The 14,070-nt window shown below is 66.5% G+C and carries 14 protein-coding genes and 1 pseudogene; 7 read left to right on the forward strand and 8 right to left on the reverse strand.

Translation table 11 applies throughout. From position 1 onward, the window contains the following. The first annotated feature begins 71 nt into the window (after positions 1–71). Both DMP23_RS42220 and DMP23_RS42225 read left to right on the forward strand, forming a co-directional pair. On the forward strand, positions 72–1,409 hold the full coding sequence (locus DMP23_RS42220; protein ID WP_337824284.1) for an MFS transporter: 1,338 nt from the start codon (positions 72–74) through the stop codon (positions 1,407–1,409). Continuing rightward, on the forward strand, positions 1,406–2,986 hold the full coding sequence (locus DMP23_RS42225) for a carboxypeptidase-like regulatory domain-containing protein (RefSeq protein ID WP_337824285.1): 1,581 nt from the start codon (positions 1,406–1,408) through the stop codon (positions 2,984–2,986). The genes DMP23_RS42220 and DMP23_RS42225 overlap by 4 nt, the downstream gene beginning before the upstream one ends. On the opposite strand, the gene DMP23_RS42230 is transcribed toward DMP23_RS42225, so the two are convergent. The 5 genes from DMP23_RS42230 to DMP23_RS42250 all read right to left on the reverse strand — a co-directional run bounded on the left by DMP23_RS42230 (position 2,970) and on the right by DMP23_RS42250 (position 7,258). Further along, on the reverse strand, positions 2,970–4,082 hold the full coding sequence (locus DMP23_RS42230) for a mandelate racemase/muconate lactonizing enzyme family protein (protein ID WP_337824286.1): 1,113 nt from the start codon (positions 4,080–4,082) through the stop codon (positions 2,970–2,972). The two genes, DMP23_RS42225 and DMP23_RS42230, sit on opposite strands and share 17 nt — an antisense overlap. Next, the gene (locus DMP23_RS42235; RefSeq protein WP_337824287.1) at positions 4,079–4,981 is read right to left on the reverse strand and encodes a dihydrodipicolinate synthase family protein; all 903 of its coding nucleotides are present in this window, start codon (positions 4,979–4,981) and stop codon (positions 4,079–4,081) included. Before DMP23_RS42235 ends, DMP23_RS42230 begins: the two co-directional genes overlap by 4 nt. Beyond that, the gene (locus tag DMP23_RS42240) at positions 4,978–5,856 is read right to left on the reverse strand and encodes an amidohydrolase family protein (protein ID WP_337824288.1); all 879 of its coding nucleotides are present in this window, start codon (positions 5,854–5,856) and stop codon (positions 4,978–4,980) included. The genes DMP23_RS42235 and DMP23_RS42240 overlap by 4 nt, the downstream gene beginning before the upstream one ends. A 4-nt stretch (positions 5,857–5,860) precedes the next feature. Continuing rightward, positions 5,861–6,586 carry a creatininase family protein gene (locus tag DMP23_RS42245; protein WP_337824289.1) on the reverse strand — a complete coding sequence of 242 codons (726 nt, stop codon included), beginning with the start codon at positions 6,584–6,586 and terminating at the stop codon, positions 5,861–5,863. Positions 6,587–6,745: 159 nt separating this feature from the next. Then, complete coding sequence (locus DMP23_RS42250; protein WP_337824290.1) at positions 6,746–7,258, reverse strand: YncE family protein; 513 nt, start codon at positions 7,256–7,258, stop codon at positions 6,746–6,748. Between the two features lie 400 nt (positions 7,259–7,658). Between DMP23_RS42250 and DMP23_RS42255 the strand changes: the two genes are divergently transcribed. Next, on the forward strand, positions 7,659–8,096 hold the full coding sequence (locus tag DMP23_RS42255) for an SUKH-3 domain-containing protein (RefSeq protein ID WP_337824291.1): 438 nt from the start codon (positions 7,659–7,661) through the stop codon (positions 8,094–8,096). Between the two features lie 56 nt (positions 8,097–8,152). Here the strand turns inward: DMP23_RS42255 and DMP23_RS42260 are convergent, their stop codons facing one another. Both DMP23_RS42260 and DMP23_RS42265 read right to left on the reverse strand, forming a co-directional pair. Next, the gene (locus tag DMP23_RS42260; protein ID WP_337824292.1) at positions 8,153–8,935 is read right to left on the reverse strand and encodes an IclR family transcriptional regulator; all 783 of its coding nucleotides are present in this window, start codon (positions 8,933–8,935) and stop codon (positions 8,153–8,155) included. A gap of 28 nt (positions 8,936–8,963) precedes the next feature. Beyond that, positions 8,964–9,434, reverse strand: a complete 471-nt coding sequence (locus DMP23_RS42265) for a MarR family winged helix-turn-helix transcriptional regulator (protein ID WP_337824293.1) — start codon at positions 9,432–9,434, stop codon at positions 8,964–8,966. A gap of 79 nt (positions 9,435–9,513) precedes the next feature. Between DMP23_RS42265 and DMP23_RS42270 the strand changes: the two genes are divergently transcribed. From DMP23_RS42270 to DMP23_RS42285, 4 genes and pseudogenes are all read left to right on the forward strand, one after another. Next, positions 9,514–10,749 carry an amidohydrolase family protein gene (locus tag DMP23_RS42270; RefSeq protein WP_337824294.1) on the forward strand — a complete coding sequence of 412 codons (1,236 nt, stop codon included), beginning with the start codon at positions 9,514–9,516 and terminating at the stop codon, positions 10,747–10,749. Continuing rightward, complete coding sequence (locus DMP23_RS42275) at positions 10,746–11,303, forward strand: GNAT family N-acetyltransferase (protein ID WP_337824295.1); 558 nt, start codon at positions 10,746–10,748, stop codon at positions 11,301–11,303. Before DMP23_RS42270 ends, DMP23_RS42275 begins: the two co-directional genes overlap by 4 nt. Positions 11,304–11,393: 90 nt before the next feature. Next, entirely contained in the window at positions 11,394–12,479 is a 1,086-nt protein-coding gene (locus DMP23_RS42280; RefSeq protein WP_337824296.1) for a sensor histidine kinase, read from the forward strand. Next, a pseudogene (locus tag DMP23_RS42285) lies at positions 12,476–13,134 on the forward strand (response regulator). The gene DMP23_RS42280 and the pseudogene DMP23_RS42285 overlap by 4 nt, the downstream one beginning before the upstream one ends. On the opposite strand, the gene DMP23_RS42290 reads toward DMP23_RS42285, so the two are convergent. Beyond that, positions 13,131–14,021 (reverse strand): alpha/beta fold hydrolase, encoded by an 891-nt coding sequence (locus tag DMP23_RS42290; protein ID WP_337824297.1) that lies wholly within the window; start codon positions 14,019–14,021, stop codon positions 13,131–13,133. The pseudogene DMP23_RS42285 and the gene DMP23_RS42290 sit on opposite strands and share 4 nt — an antisense overlap. Positions 14,022–14,070: the final 49 nt, after the last annotated feature.

The following is a 14,070-nucleotide window of genomic DNA, read 5'->3' on the forward strand; positions in this document are numbered from 1 at the left end:
CGGGATTCGGGGGCGCTGGGGTCGAGGTCGACCGGCCTTGATCCACCATCGGATCAGGAGGTGCGGGCGACATGGGCGCAGACCGCTCCGGCTCGGCAGGCTCGGCCCCGGCACGCTCGGCGCGCCGGTCCGCGGTGCTGGCTTCCAGCATCGGCACGCTGCTCGAGTACTACGACTATTACCTGTTTGGCCTAGCTGCCGCCGTCGTGTTCCCGGCCGTGTTCTTCCCGTCCGAGGACCCGCTCACCGGGCAGCTGTCGTCGTTCGCCACCTTCGCCGTCGGGTTCGTGCTGCGCCCGGTCGGCGGCATCGTGATCGGGCACATCGCGGACCGGTTCGGCCGCAAGAAGGCCTTGATCCTCACCATCGTGCTGATGGGGATCGCCACGATTCTCATCGGGGCGCTTCCCGGATACCGCCAGATCGGCGTCGCGGCCCCGATTCTGCTGGTGATCCTGCGGCTGCTGCAGGGCTTTTCGACCGGCGGCGAAATGGGCGGCGCGATCTCGCTGGCCGTCGAGCACGCCCCGCCGCGCAAACGCGGTCTCTACGGGGCCCTGCTCCTTTCCGGGGCAGGTGTCGCGCTGCTCATTTCCTCCGGGCTGATGGCGTTGTTCGCGACGCTTCCCGACCGGGATTTCCTGGCCTGGGGCTGGCGGATCCCGTTCCTGCTCAGCTTCGTGCTGCTGGTCGCGGGCTTGATCATCCGGATGCGCGTAGGCGAAACGCCGGAGTTCGAACGCGCGCGCAAGAAGGACGCCGGCGCGCGCATTCCGCTGGTCGCTGTGCTGCGCCGGCCACGCAATTTGATCTACGGCGTTCTGTTCGGTTTCGCCAACAGCATCGGCGGCTACGTCATCACCACCTACGGCGCGTCGTATGTCAAAAAGAATCTCGGAATGCCCGCGTCCGTGGCGCTCACCGCGACCATGGTCGCCGCCGGCGCGCAGATCGTTCTCGCGCCGACGTGGGGCGCGCTGTCCGACCGGATCGGCCGGAAACCGGTCTTCCTCGGCGGCTGTATCGGGCTCGCCGTGGTGATCTTCCCGGTGTTCTGGTTGTTCGAGACGAAGAACCCGGTCCTCGTGGCGGTCGCGATGGTGCTGGGCTTCTCGGTGTTCGTGATGGCGATGTCCGCGCTGTCCCAGACGATTCTGTCCGAACTGTTCGACACTCGCTCGCGTGTCACCGGCGTCAACCTGGGATATCAGCTGACTGCGGTGCTCGGCGGCGGATTCGCGCCGTACCTCAGCGCGTTGCTGGTCGGCGCGACCGGCGCGGTGTGGGGCGTCGGCATCTACGTCATCGCCGGCTGCGTGCTCAGCGCGATCGCGATGCTGCTGTTGCCCGAACGCGCCGGGCAACCGTTGCCGGAACCGGCCGTTGAACCGAAAGCCGCGACAGTATGACCTTGCTGGGATACGTCAGCGACGAACGCTATCTCGCGCTGCCCGATGTCGCGGTTGAGATCAACACCGGCGATGCGCACTGGACCGCCCGCTCCACCGCGACCGGAGCGATCCACGCCGACGTTCCGCCCGGCAACTACCGCGTCACCCTCGCCAAGGACGGCTACGGCGCCAAACACGTCGACCTCGCACTCGGAGCCGAACCGCACCAGTTCCGGCTGCTGTCCGACCAGATTTTCGGTTACCTGTGGCCGAAATGGGCCCGCAGCGGCGACGAAGGCGAATTCCGGATCCACAGCCCCGAGCCGTACCGCCTGAGCCTGTGGCGATACGGCGCGGTGGCCGAGGAGACCGCGCTGATCGGCTGGTTCGACGAACACGCGCCGCGCGCCACCGTCCAGGTCACTCCCGATGGCGACTACACGCAAACCGGCGTGCGGTTCAACGAAAAAGGATACGTCGATCCGTCCCACCATCAGTACGTCACGGCTCCGGAACGCAGCGGCCTGTACTACTTCCACGTCGAAGGCGAATCCGGGGCCCGGTTTTCGTTTCCCTGGGTAGTCGCGCCACGCCAGCCGACCGCGCCGATCGCCGTCGTCGCGTCCACGAACACCTGGAACGCCTACAACAATTTCGGCGGCCGCAGCAATTACATCAACGCCTCCGGTCTCCCTTCCGCGCCAGTTTTGGTGCCCCGCTTGGAAATGCCCCGCTACCTGGAATCAAGCTTCAGCGAACACGCCCTGCCCGACGACGCGTACCCGCCGCTCTCCTTCGAACGCCCGGAACCGCTGAACCAGTTCAGCGCCGACGCCCAGCCGGAGGACCCGATCCGCGGCAGGCAACCGTGCCACCTGGCCGCCGCGGAATGGCGGCTGCTCAGCTGGCTGGAACGCAACGGCTACGAGTACGATCTCTACTCCGACGCGCACCTGCACGACGGCACTCTGCCGTTGGACAGCTACCGCGTATTGGTCCTGAGCACGCATCCGGAATATTGGTCCCGCGAGATGTACTCCGCGGTCTATTCCTGGGTGCATGACCGCGGCGGAAAACTGGCCAACTTCGGCGGCAATGTCGCGGACTGCGAAGTGGTGTTCTCTTCGGACGCACTGCGCTTCCGCACCCAGGCCGTCGAGTCCAGTGCGTATGAGAGCCGGATGCACCGCACGTTCCGGCCGACGTCGGAGCTGTTCGGCGTCGTGTTCACCAGCGCAGGCGCGATGACCGGAGCACCATACGAGGTCGTCGACCCCAGCCACTGGGCTTTCCGCGGCACCGGCTTGGACAAAGGAGACCTGTTCGGCGTCCGAAGCCTGCACGAACGGTGTCCCGGCGGCGCTTCCGGACACGAGACCGACAAGACCGGCCCGCACAGTCCACAAGGGACTCACGTACTCGCCCGCGGCCTGAACCCCGGCGACGGCGGTGGTGAAATCGCTTGCTACACCACGGCCAGCGGCGGCGAGGTGTTCTCCGTCGGATCGATCGCCTGGACGTCCGCCGTGCTGGTAGACGACGGCGTCTCCGCGGTCACGGCGAACGTCCTCGACCGGTTCACCGGACGCTCCTGAATCCGGCGGCGATATCGTCGGCCACCTCGACGCCGAGTCCGGGCGCGTCGCCGAGCCGCACGGTCTGACCGTCGCTGTTCAACGGCGTCTTGAGGATGTCGCGCTCGTAGTAATGCGCGCCGATGATGTCAGACGGAATCCGCGCCGACAGCCCAGGCGCGGCACACGCCGCGTGCAACTGGGCCGCCGCGCCAATGCCAAGCTCCCCATTGGAACCGAGCACAACGTCGAGCCCGAACGCGTTCGCGAGCTGTGCCATCGCCACCACGCGGCCCGGCCCGCCCGCCTTGCCGATGTACAGGCTGACCGCGTCCGCCGCTTCGGCCCGGATCACCGACACGAGGTCGTCAGTGCCGAACACGCTTTCATCGGCCACAATGGACAACCCGCGTCCGCGCAACTCCCGCATCCCGGCCAGATCGCCAGGTGCCACCGGCTGTTCGAGAAACGCCGGATCCTGGTCGCGCATCAACTCAATCGCCCGGGCAGCGTCTCCGAGCCGGTAACCGCCGTTCGCGTCCAGCCCGAGGAACGTGTCTGCTCCGACGAGCTTCCGTGTCTCTACGAGCCGACGCGCGTCGTCTACAGGATCGAAGCCAATCTTGAGCTTATAACTGCGAAATCCGGCCGCGAACGCTGCGTGGTAGACGTCATGGAGCTGTTGCCCACTGCCGCTGAGCGAACACTTCACCGGCACCTCGGTCCTTAATGGACCTCCGAGCGCCACCGCGAGCGGGACTCCGAGCGTGCGCGCGTACGCGTCCCACAACGCCGTCGAAATCCCGGCTTTGGTGAACGGCGCGCCGGCCACCGCCTCGTCCATACGCCGCTCAAGATCGGCGACCGGAACGAGCGGCCGCCCGAGGACCGCCGGGGCAAGCGCCTTCTTGATGAGATACTCTGCCGTGCCAGCGTCCTCGCCACTCCACTGGAGCGTCGCGCTGACCTCGCCCAGCCCGGTCGCACCGTCCGAAGTGGTCACCCGGACCAGCAGGAAGTCGGAATGGTCATGCGTCCCGCGAGCCCCGGCCACGACCAGTTCCGGCCGGACGACCGGGCTGATCGCGATGACCTCGAGGTCGTCGACGGTGTTCACAGAAACTCGCGGAACTCGGCGAGAAACCGGTCGATCATCCGGATGTCCTCAGCGTCGAGCCGATGCGCGGGCGCGCGACAGTACGGACTGCCGAAGAACCCACGGCGTACGGAAATCAGTTTCTCCGCCGCGATAATCCGCTCAGTGTCCAGCATCCAGTAGGAAATGTAGGGCAGCAGCCGTCGATGCAACTCGTCGCCGCCCGCTTCGTCGCCGTCCTCGAACCGCCGCCAGATCTCGACGTAGATCTCGGTGAACGAACACCCCGGCTGCGTCCCGACCGCCCCGCGCCGGATCGCGTCCGGCAACTGCACGCCCGCATACCCCTCGACCGCCGGTATCGGCGGATCCCCAGCGGCCAGTTCGGCGATCAACGGCCCGGGCGGGCTGGATTCGACCTTGACCAGCTGCAGATTGGCATGCTTGGCGGCGATCTTGCGCAGCACATCCGCGTCAAGACTGGTCCCGGTCTCCTCGGGCGCGTACTGCAACACCACCGGAGTCGGCGCGACCGCGTCGAGCACCTCCCGGATGTGCTTGACCAGCGCTTTCCGGGACGGTTGCAGATAATGCGGCGGCAGAAGATTGATCAAGTCCGCCCCCGCGGCCACGACTTCCTTGGCCCGCTGCACCGCCAGCCGCGTTGCATGGTCTTGAACCGCGATAATGGCCAGAACATCAGCTCGCGGGTTAGTCTCCGCCAGCAACACCTCAGTCAGCGTGTGCCGCTCGTCCTCGGCCAACTTGTAGAACTCCGAGGCGAAGCCAGGAAACATCACACTGCCGACCCCGGTCCCGAGCACCTGCCGGATGACCCGCCGGAAGCCGGAAACATCGATGTCGCCGTCGTCGGTGAAAGGCACCTCGAGAACGGGAGACACTCCGCGAATAGGCGTCATCGAATCCCCTTCTGAAGGCCGAGCGCGGCGACCGCGTCCGCGTGAATGATTCCCTCGATCAGTTCGGGCGAGATCTTCGGCAACGCGGTGCCCGCGACGATGTCGTTGACCCGCCGGATCCCGGCGATCGCCTCCGCGGTGGTGGCGATCGGAAAATCCGAACCAAGCAACAGCTTGTGCGGCACGCCCCACTCCTGCGCCGCGAGCAGTGATTCGTAACAGACCCAAGGCCGGAGGTAAATCGAAGACACGTCCGCATACACGTGCGGATGCTTGCGGATGGTCACCACAGTCTCGCGTCCCCAGGGATGGCCCATGTGCGCCATGACGATCCGAAGCTCCGGGAATTGCAGCGCAACCTCGTCGGTGACCAGCGGATACGTGTACCGCAACGGCGCCTGCCGGATCGGCGACGCACCCTGATGAAACAAGATCGGCAACCCATGCCGCTCGCAGTAACCGTAGAACTCCAACGCTTTCGGACCCAGCGGATCGAAATTCTGATAATTGGGCCCGAGCTTCACCCCGACCAGCCCGAGCTCCCGGCACCGATCAGCCTCGTCGAACACGTCGGCCGCAGTGGGATTGACCGACATAAACCCGATCCGCCGCCCGGGGTCAGCCGTCACAAACGCCGCCGTAGCAGTATTAGTATCCTCCGCCCGATACGGCAGCCCAGTCGCCTCTTCCGGCTTCTCGACCGCAATGTTGAACACAATGGACAGATCGGCGACCTCGGTAGCTTTGTCGTAATCCGCCCAAGAATTCGTAGTGACCACGGCCCGGTCGGTCCGCCACCCCTCGTAGACGCGCCGCTCATCCTCCGGCACCGCGGCCTGGTGGGTGGGAGTGTGAGTGTGCACGTCCACGATCATGGCTTCACAACACCTCCGCCAGCTCGACGAACCGATCCGCGAGCCCGCTGGCGATCCTCTCGAACCACCGCCTGCCCCGATCCAAGGCAGCCAACTCAGGCCGGTCGGTATACCCGTCGATGCTCAGCCAAACCCGCTCGGAATGAATGTCCACATCAGACACCCTGATTGTTGCGGGCAACTCCCTCGCCGCCGGTTCTTGCACCAGCTCCCCGCGAACCGCCATCATCATCGAAGTTTCGAACTCGCCAGCATGCCCAGGCACGATGTCCTCCGGCTCAAGGACCCGCCAGTAATCAGTGTGCGCCACCGCAAGCCCGTGTCGAGTCGACGCCGCACCAGCGAACGCATGACAGACGCCGACGTTGCCCCCGTGCCCGTTGACGACGACCAGCCGCCGCCCACCCTGCACCGCGATCGACCGGGCGAGGTCGTCGAGCACCTGCAACAAGGTCTGCGCCGAAAGCGAAAGCGTCCCGTTGAACGGCAAATGATGATCGGAAGCCCCGTATGGAATGGTCGGCGCGAGCAACAACGCCCGCCGAGCCCTCGGTGCCGCCAACTCGGCCGCCCGCTCGCACACCGCAGCCGCGAGAAAGCCATCGGTCCCAGTAGGCAAGTGCGGCCCATGCTGCTCAGTCGCGCCGATGGACACCAGAACGAGCGCCTCGGACAGCACCCCGCGCACCACGGCGCGATCGGCCTCCGCCCAGCGCAACAGTGCGCCCACGACGTCTCCCCGATACTCCGGTTGGCCTATCTTCCGGTATTTCGTAGAAGTCTTCCTGATTCAGGAAGATAGTCGATCGGGGAGGGAGACGCAATGCCGTTGGCGTGGCGACAAGAAGAGGCCCGGCCGCAGATGCGGCCGGGCCGTGGTGGCGCGGACTTACCGGTCAGCCGGATCCCGCAGCACGCGCAACGCAGGCTCCGTTCCGTTGGCGGGGCGAGTGATGGCGAACAGCCGCTCGCTGTCCGAGGTCCAGGCGAGTCCTCGTGGGGCGAGGACGCCGTCGCTTGTCGCATCAAAGGTCCCCAGCGGCGCGCTGCCGCCCACCTTGTAAACGTAAACATCGTCGCGCGGATTGCGGACACCGCCCGCGAGATACTTGCCGTCCGGCGACGCGGCGACGGAATTCGGGTACTGCCCGGTGTGATAAGCGCCGGCGCGGGTGAGGTCCTTGGTGTTGAAGGCTTCGACCGCGTCGCGCGATCCGGAGGCGGTGTAGATGGTCTTGCCGTCGGGGGAGAGCGTGAGGTCGGCCAGATCGCTGCCGACGACCGCGCCTGACGCGCGGGATTCGAGTTTGCCCGCGGCTACGGCATAAACGTAGACCGACGATTGGCTGAGTTCCGCTTGCCCCGCGACGAGCGGACCGCCATCGCCGACCCTCGCACCCATAGTCAGCTTGGGCGGAATTGGCAAGCTTGGAAAAGCAGTGGCTGAGTTGCCAGGCGCACTGGAATCGGCGGGCCGCTGCGTCGGAGCTAGTGGGATTAGAGCTCTCCAGGAGTGCGACGCCCCGGGTGACAACAGCGGCAGTGGATCGGACGACTGGTCAGGTATGGATTGGTACAAGTGGAAACCCCAAGGTGTTCGTTCCTCGTGAACTCGCTGAACGGCTGCCGGGAGAGAGTCGCGAACCGTGGCAGGTGCGGAACTGCGGAGAGGTGGCGGCATGCTCGGCTGCAATTTCGCATGGTGCTAAGCTTGAGAATCTGGAAGTTGTATCCGTCCAGACGAACAATGGAATACTGAGACCGCCTTGTGAAAATTGCGCACGTTGGCTGTATGGAGACAAATGAACGAGCGACCGTCGATCACATTATTGCGACAAGCTGGCTGGGCCCCCGGTCGCGATGTGGACAACTCGGAGGATTTGCGTTCCTTGGCCGAGGCTGGCGTGGAGGTGTTCCCTGCTGCCGCTAGTTTTCTTCGGGAGTATTCGGGTATTAGCATGCAATGGAAGAGGAGCAGCGGATTTCCGGATGAGATGCGGTTCTCTGCGGCCCGTGTGCTCGAGAGCTTCGACCCAAGGTGGGTTGCGAGCTACGCTGATCGCGCGAAAACAGCCCTGGTTCCGGTCGGGGAGGCCAGTAATGGATATCTGGTCCTTTTGCTCGGAATGGATGGCCACTGGTTTGGCGGGTTCGATGATGCGTTCGGCGAGCTCGGCGGGGACGTTTTGACGTGCATCGATCGCTTGGTCACCGAGAATAAGTTCATGCGAGAGCTGTGATGACAGCTAGCTCGGTGCAAGCGACTGGACTGTGCGGTCAACGCTAACGGGTGCCGTCACACCGCAAACCCCAACCGTCGCGAGACCTCCTGCCCAACCTGCACCACCCCACGCACCGCGGCCTTCCTCTTCTCTCCAACCAACTGCCGCGCAAACCCCGTCACCCCAACGGCCCCCGCCACAGTCCCCTCGGCGTCGAAGAACGGCGCAGCGAGGCAAGCGATCTCGGCCTGCTCCTCCTCGCTCTCAATCGCATACCCATCCGCCCGCACCTTCGCCAGCAACGCCAGAAACTGACCCGCATCCGGAGTCGCAGCCTTGGGCCCAATCCCGCGCGAAAGGCGGGACAGCAACGGCTTCAGCTCAGCCTCCGGAAGATGCGCCGCGATAGCCCGACCCAGGGCAGTCAGGTCGAACGGCGCGACCTTCCCTCGATAAGTGTCGAACTGGACGAACCCAGGCGTGGAGGCCTTGGCGACATAAACCACCGAAGCGTCCTCCAAGATCCCCACATGCGCGGGCATCCCCAGGCTCTCCGCAAGACGTCGCAGGTCGGCTTGGACGAGCGAAGGCAGGTCGACCTTCCGGACCAACTCGATGGCCAGGCCATAGAGGCGCAGGGTGGGACGCCAGAAGTGACTCCGCCCGACGACCCGCCGCACGGCATACCCCCGCTGCTCCAGCGTGTACGCGATCGACGCGCAGGTGGCGAGCGGCACCCCGGCGGCCTTCGCGAGGGCGGTCAGCGTCAGTGGCTCCTCAGCCCGCACTAGGGCTTCCAGCACGGTCAGCGTCCGGTCCGCGGCCGGCGACGCTGCTTTGCCCGATGCGTCGCTCATCCGGCATCAACCTTTCGGATACCTGTAGTCATCTTCGGAACACGGTAGCGTCCGGTCGGCCGGCTGGCTCGATTCGCGCGATGGTCTCTTCGGCCCATGATCGGATGGCGTCGACCTGGGCGGGGGTCAATTCATCGAGGAAGTGACGGCGAATGTTGCTGCCGTGCACCACCAACGCCTCCTGGATCACCGAACGGCCGTGTGCGGTGAGGGCGATTCCGGTGCGCCGTCCGCTGGGGCCGCTGCGGGTCGGGGCGACCAGGTCGCGCGACTCCATCCGCGTCAGCTGGTGCGAGACCCGGCTCTTCTCCCAGCCGAGCGCCTCGACCAGGTCGGCGATGCGCGTTTCGTGGCCGGGGATACGCCAGAGGGTCACCAAGACGCTGAACTCGGCCTTCGAGATGCCGCAGTCCCGCTGCAGTCCGCGATCCAGTTCGCGGGTGAGCAGGCGTTGCGCGTGCACCCAGGCGTTCCACAGCTCCCAGTCGTCGGGGGTCATGAAGCGGAAGCGTACCCGGGGAGTTGACTCATCAACTCCAGCGACTCTAGAGTTGATGTATCAACTTTGGGGAGGGTTCATGCGGACATTGCTCCAGAACGGGACTGTGGTCAGTCTTGACCCGGCGGTCGGGGATCTCTCGCGCGGGGACGTGCTCATCGAGGACGGGCGGATCGCGGCGGTCGGGCCTTCGATCCAGGCCGACGCCGAGGTCGTCGACGCCTCGGGCAAGATCGTCCTGCCGGGATTCGTGGACACCCATCGGCACACCTGGCAGACGGCGTTCCGCGGGCTCGGCGCGGACTGGACGTTCGCCGAATACCGCGAAGTCATGCACGAGCGGCTCCGGCCGCACTACCTGCCGGAGGACGTGTATCTCGGCAACCTGCTGGGGCGGCTCGAAGCGCTGAACTCGGGCGTGACGACGATGCTCGACTGGTTCCACTGCTCCGACCGGCCAGAGCACGCCGACGCGGCGATCGACGCGCTCCAGGAGGCTTCTGGGAGATCCATTTTTTGCTACAGCGCGATGGAACCGGCCGACACCGTCCGCGTGCGGAAGCGGCTAACCGGCGACGAAATGGCGTTCGGGTTGCGTGGGCCGATGCTGACCACAATGGACACGACGGCCGCCGACGTCGCGTTGGCGCGGGAACTCGGCCTCAGGGTGAGCGTGCACATCCACCGCGCGGCCGGTGACTCGATTCCCGAAATGCGCGAACGAAAACTCCTTGACGACCGGACGACGATAGTTCACGGCAACGGTCTCACCGACGCACAGCTGGCGATCCTCGCGGACGCGGGCTGTTCGGTGACGGTCAGCCCGGACGTCGAGCTGAAAATGGGGATGGGATGGCCGGACACCGGACGGTTGCTGGCGGCTGGGATCCGGCCGTCGCTGTCCATTGACGACTGTCCGTCTGCTGGGGGTGACATGTTTTCGGCTATGCGTACGGCGTTTGCCGCGCAGCGCGGTCTCGACGGCGGTCTCGTCGCGCGCGACCTGCTCGAATTCGCCACTGTGGACGGTGCCCGTACCTGCGGACGCAGTGACCGGGCCGGCAGTATCTGTGTCGGAAAGGACGCGGACCTGGTGCTCATCGACGCGGAGGATCTGTCGGTGTTCCCGGTCAACGACGCGGTGTCCACAGTGGTCACCGCTGCGCATCCAGGCGTGGTCGACAGCGTCTTCGTCGGGGGCAAGGCGGTCAAGCGGGACGGCCGGTTGCTGGGAGTGGATGTGCCGAAGCTCAGGACCAGGCTGCTGGAATCTCGCGACCGGATCGCGGCGGCGGCCGGATTGGTGATCGGGTGATAGTTCTGGAGACGGATCGGTTGCTGTTGCGGCGGTTCACCGAAGCCGACTTGGACAATCTGGTGCAGCTCGACAGCGACCCGCTAGTGATGCGGTTTCTCACCGGCGAGCCGACGCCTCGCGCCGAGATCGAACAAAAGGTGCTGCCCGGAATTCTCGCCGATTACGAACGCGGGCCAGCCGGGCAATGGGCGGCGATCGAAAAGGCGACCGACGAGTTCATCGGCTGGATTTCCTTGCAGCCGCCGGAAGACGGCAGTACGACGGAGCTGGAACTCGGCTACCGGCTGCTGGCGAAGGCCTGGGGTCGCGGGTATGCGACGGAAGGCTCCCGGGCGGCGATCCACAAAGGATTCACCGAGCTCGGCACGCGGCGGGTGTGGGCGCAGACGATGGCGGTGAACACTCCGTCGCGGCGGGTGATGGAGCGGTCCGGACTGAGGTACGTCCGCACCTTCCACCTGCACTTCGACGATCCGTTGCCAGGCACGGAACACGGTGAGGTCGAGTACGCGTTGACCCGCGAAGAATGGGTGGCCAACGGCCGGGGCTGAGCGCGGTGCGGGGGCAACACTCGTGCCCTGCCGTCCATACCGCCGGGCGAGCGCGTACGGCATCCTTTTCGTCCGGAATACACTCGCCGGGTGATCAACCTCCTGCGGGTCTCGCGGGCTCGGCACGCGGTGTGGTTTCCCCTGCTCGGGCTGGTGTTGTTCGCCGGATCGCTGCTGCCGTCCCTGCAGACGTTCGGCACGCAGTTCGGCGGGCTGCCGTCGCGGCCGTTCGACGCGCTGGCCGTCGGAGCAGTCGCGTTGCAGTCGTTGTCGCTCGCCGGGTGCCGCCGATGGCCGATCGCCGTGCTCGCGCTGGTGTCGGCCGGGTTCGCGATCGACCAGCTGTGCGGTTACCACTCATTCGCGGGCTCGGCGTTGCCTGTCGCGGTGCTCAACGCCGGCTGGCGGGCGGATCGGGGACGGCGCGCGGCGGCGATCGGCTTCACCGTGGCGTATCTGCTGTTCGTGGCCGCGTTTCCGCTGCGTGGCGGCGGGGAATCGGCGGCGGGAGTGGCCGCGTTCTACCTGTCGCTGGTCGTCGTGTGGGGGATCGGGGCGTGGCTGCGCTCCACCCGCGCCGCGGAGGCCGAACGGCGCCGCCGGGTCGCCGAGGAAACGCGCGCGGCGGAGCGGGCGCGGATCGCTCGCGAGTTGCACGACGTCGTGACTCATCACGTGACCGCGATGGTCGTGCAGACCGAATCCGCGCGGTATCTCACCGGCGAGCGGCTCGACCAGACCCTCGCCACGGTCAGCGGCACCGGCCGCCAAGCCATCGCTGAGCTGCGGAATCTGCTCGACGTGCTCAACCCCGGCGTCCAGCCCGCCCTCGGACTCGACACGCTGGTCGAGCAGACGCGGCGAGCCGGGCAGCCGGTGGAGTTCACCGAGGTAGGCACGCCCGCGAAATCGGAGGTGGCGTACCGGGTGGTGCAGGAAGCGCTGACCAACGCCCTCAAACACGCGCCCGGCAGCCCGACTTCGGTCGAGGTCCGGCACGGCGAGGCGGACATCACCGTGGAAGTCCGCACCGAGAGCGAGGTCGACCTGGCGGTCGGCGGCAGCGGGCGCGGGCTGGCGGGACTCCGCGATCGGGTCGGCGACGTCGGGGGCGACTTCGTCGCGGGGCGCGGCGAAAGCGGCGGGTTCTGCGTCCGGGCCCGGATTCCGGCGTGAACGCGCCGTTGCGGGTCCTCGTCGCCGACGACCAGGTGCTGGTCCGCACCGGCCTGGTGACGATCATCGACGCGCAGCCGGACCTGGAGGTCGCGGGCGAATGCGGCGACGGGCAGGCCGCGGTCGAGCTGGCTCGCGAGCTGACCCCGGACGTCGTCGTGATGGACGTGCGGATGCCGGTGCTCGACGGCCTCGCCGCGACCCGTCTGCTGGCTGGCTCCGACGTCGCGGCACCGGTGAAAGTGCTGGTGGTGACCAACTTCAACCTCGACGAGAACGTCTACCAGGCGTTGCGCGCCGGGGCTTCCGGGTTCTTGCTCAAGGACGCTCCGCCGGACCAGCTGCTGCACGGGATCCGGACCGTCGCGTCCGGCGCGGCGCTGCTCGACCCAGAGGTGACGCGCCAGCTCGTCGGCCGGTACGCCACCCGGATCCGCCCCGCTGCCGCGGATCCGGGCGACCTCCCGCTGGCCCGCGCGAGCTGGAAGTCCTCCGTCTGGTCGCGGAAGGCCTTTCCAACAGCGAAATCGCCGCGGCGCTCGTGCTCAGCCAGGAGACCGTGAAGACTTACGTTTCGCGCATGCTCGCCAAACTCGGCGTCCGCGACCGGGTGCAGGCCGTCGTTTACGCTTATCGGCACGGACTGGTCGATTAACCCGCGACTCGCGCGGCGACGTCCTCGATTTCCCGCACGGCGACGTCCGGCTGATCCTGGTAAATGTAATGCCCGCTGTTTTTCGCGACGGTCAGTTCGCTGCGGCTGGAAAGCGCGAGCCACTTCACCTGGCCCTCGGTCCACGCCCGTTCCAATCCCGGACCGTACTGCGGCAGTTGCGCGAGATATTCCTTCCCGTGCTTGATCACCTCGACCGGAATGTCCCCGGCGGATTTCACGTCCGCGTCGGAGACGACCAGTTTTTCCGGGCTTTCGCCGTTGAAGACCGCCAGGGTCTGCGCGCGGAGATCGGCCGCGTCCCCAGTGGCGTCGGCGGGGATTTCCCTGGTCAGGTCCGCGCCCTGGGTCGGCGAGGTGGCGTCCATCAGCACCAGGCCCTTGACCTTGTCCTGGTGGTCCGGGGCGTAGCGGGCGGCGATCAGCCCGCCGAGCGAATGCCCGGCCAGCACGACCGGCGAATCCGCGGCGAGCTGGCCGAGGACGCCGGTCAGCACCTTTCCGGTGGTCTCGAACGTCTGCCGGTCGGCGGGCTGGTCGCTGCCGCCCGCGCCGAGCCGGTCGTAGGAACACACCCGGTTCTTCTTGCCGAGCGTTTCCTGCAGACTGGCGAATTTGTCCAGCGCGTCGCCGCCTCCGTGCAGCAGAACGACGACCGGCTTGCCTTTCTCGAGCGTCCCCGAACACGATACGTTCACCGATTTGCCGTCCACGGTGATTTTCTTCGCGCCGGTGAACGCGGCTTGGCTGACCGGTGCGCTGTTCGGTGCCGGATCCGCTTCTGTTTCCTCGTCGCATCCCGCCAGAAGCAGACAGGCCGCGATCACCGCCGCGGTTCCCCCGGCCTTGTGCATCGAATACCCCTTCATGGCGGAAAACGCTACTGATCCGGTCGGGCTAAAACGTCCCCGCGCGGTG

It is taken from the genome of Amycolatopsis sp. A1MSW2902 (assembly GCF_017312175.1).
In the GTDB taxonomy this organism is placed as follows: domain Bacteria; phylum Actinomycetota; class Actinomycetes; order Mycobacteriales; family Pseudonocardiaceae; genus Amycolatopsis; species Amycolatopsis nivea.

What these genes read in the sequence shown, in the direction of transcription:
- DMP23_RS42220 (WP_337824284.1), top strand. Translation starts at nt 72, where the DNA reads ATGGGCGCAGACCGCTCCGGCTCGGCAGGCTCGGCCCCGGCACGCTCG.
- DMP23_RS42225 (WP_337824285.1), top strand. Translation starts at nt 1,406, where the DNA reads ATGACCTTGCTGGGATACGTCAGCGACGAACGCTATCTCGCGCTGCCC.
- DMP23_RS42235 (WP_337824287.1), bottom strand. Translation starts at nt 4,981, where the DNA reads ATGACGCCTATTCGCGGAGTGTCTCCCGTTCTCGAGGTGCCTTTCACC.
- DMP23_RS42240 (WP_337824288.1), bottom strand. Translation starts at nt 5,856, where the DNA reads ATGATCGTGGACGTGCACACTCACACTCCCACCCACCAGGCCGCGGTG.
- DMP23_RS42250 (WP_337824290.1), bottom strand. Translation starts at nt 7,258, where the DNA reads ATGGGTGCGAGGGTCGGCGATGGCGGTCCGCTCGTCGCGGGGCAAGCG.
- DMP23_RS42255 (WP_337824291.1), top strand. Translation starts at nt 7,659, where the DNA reads ATGAACGAGCGACCGTCGATCACATTATTGCGACAAGCTGGCTGGGCC.
- DMP23_RS42260 (WP_337824292.1), bottom strand. Translation starts at nt 8,935, where the DNA reads ATGAGCGACGCATCGGGCAAAGCAGCGTCGCCGGCCGCGGACCGGACG.
- DMP23_RS42265 (WP_337824293.1), bottom strand. Translation starts at nt 9,434, where the DNA reads ATGACCCCCGACGACTGGGAGCTGTGGAACGCCTGGGTGCACGCGCAA.
- DMP23_RS42270 (WP_337824294.1), top strand. Translation starts at nt 9,514, where the DNA reads ATGCGGACATTGCTCCAGAACGGGACTGTGGTCAGTCTTGACCCGGCG.
- DMP23_RS42290 (WP_337824297.1), bottom strand. Translation starts at nt 14,021, where the DNA reads ATGAAGGGGTATTCGATGCACAAGGCCGGGGGAACCGCGGCGGTGATC.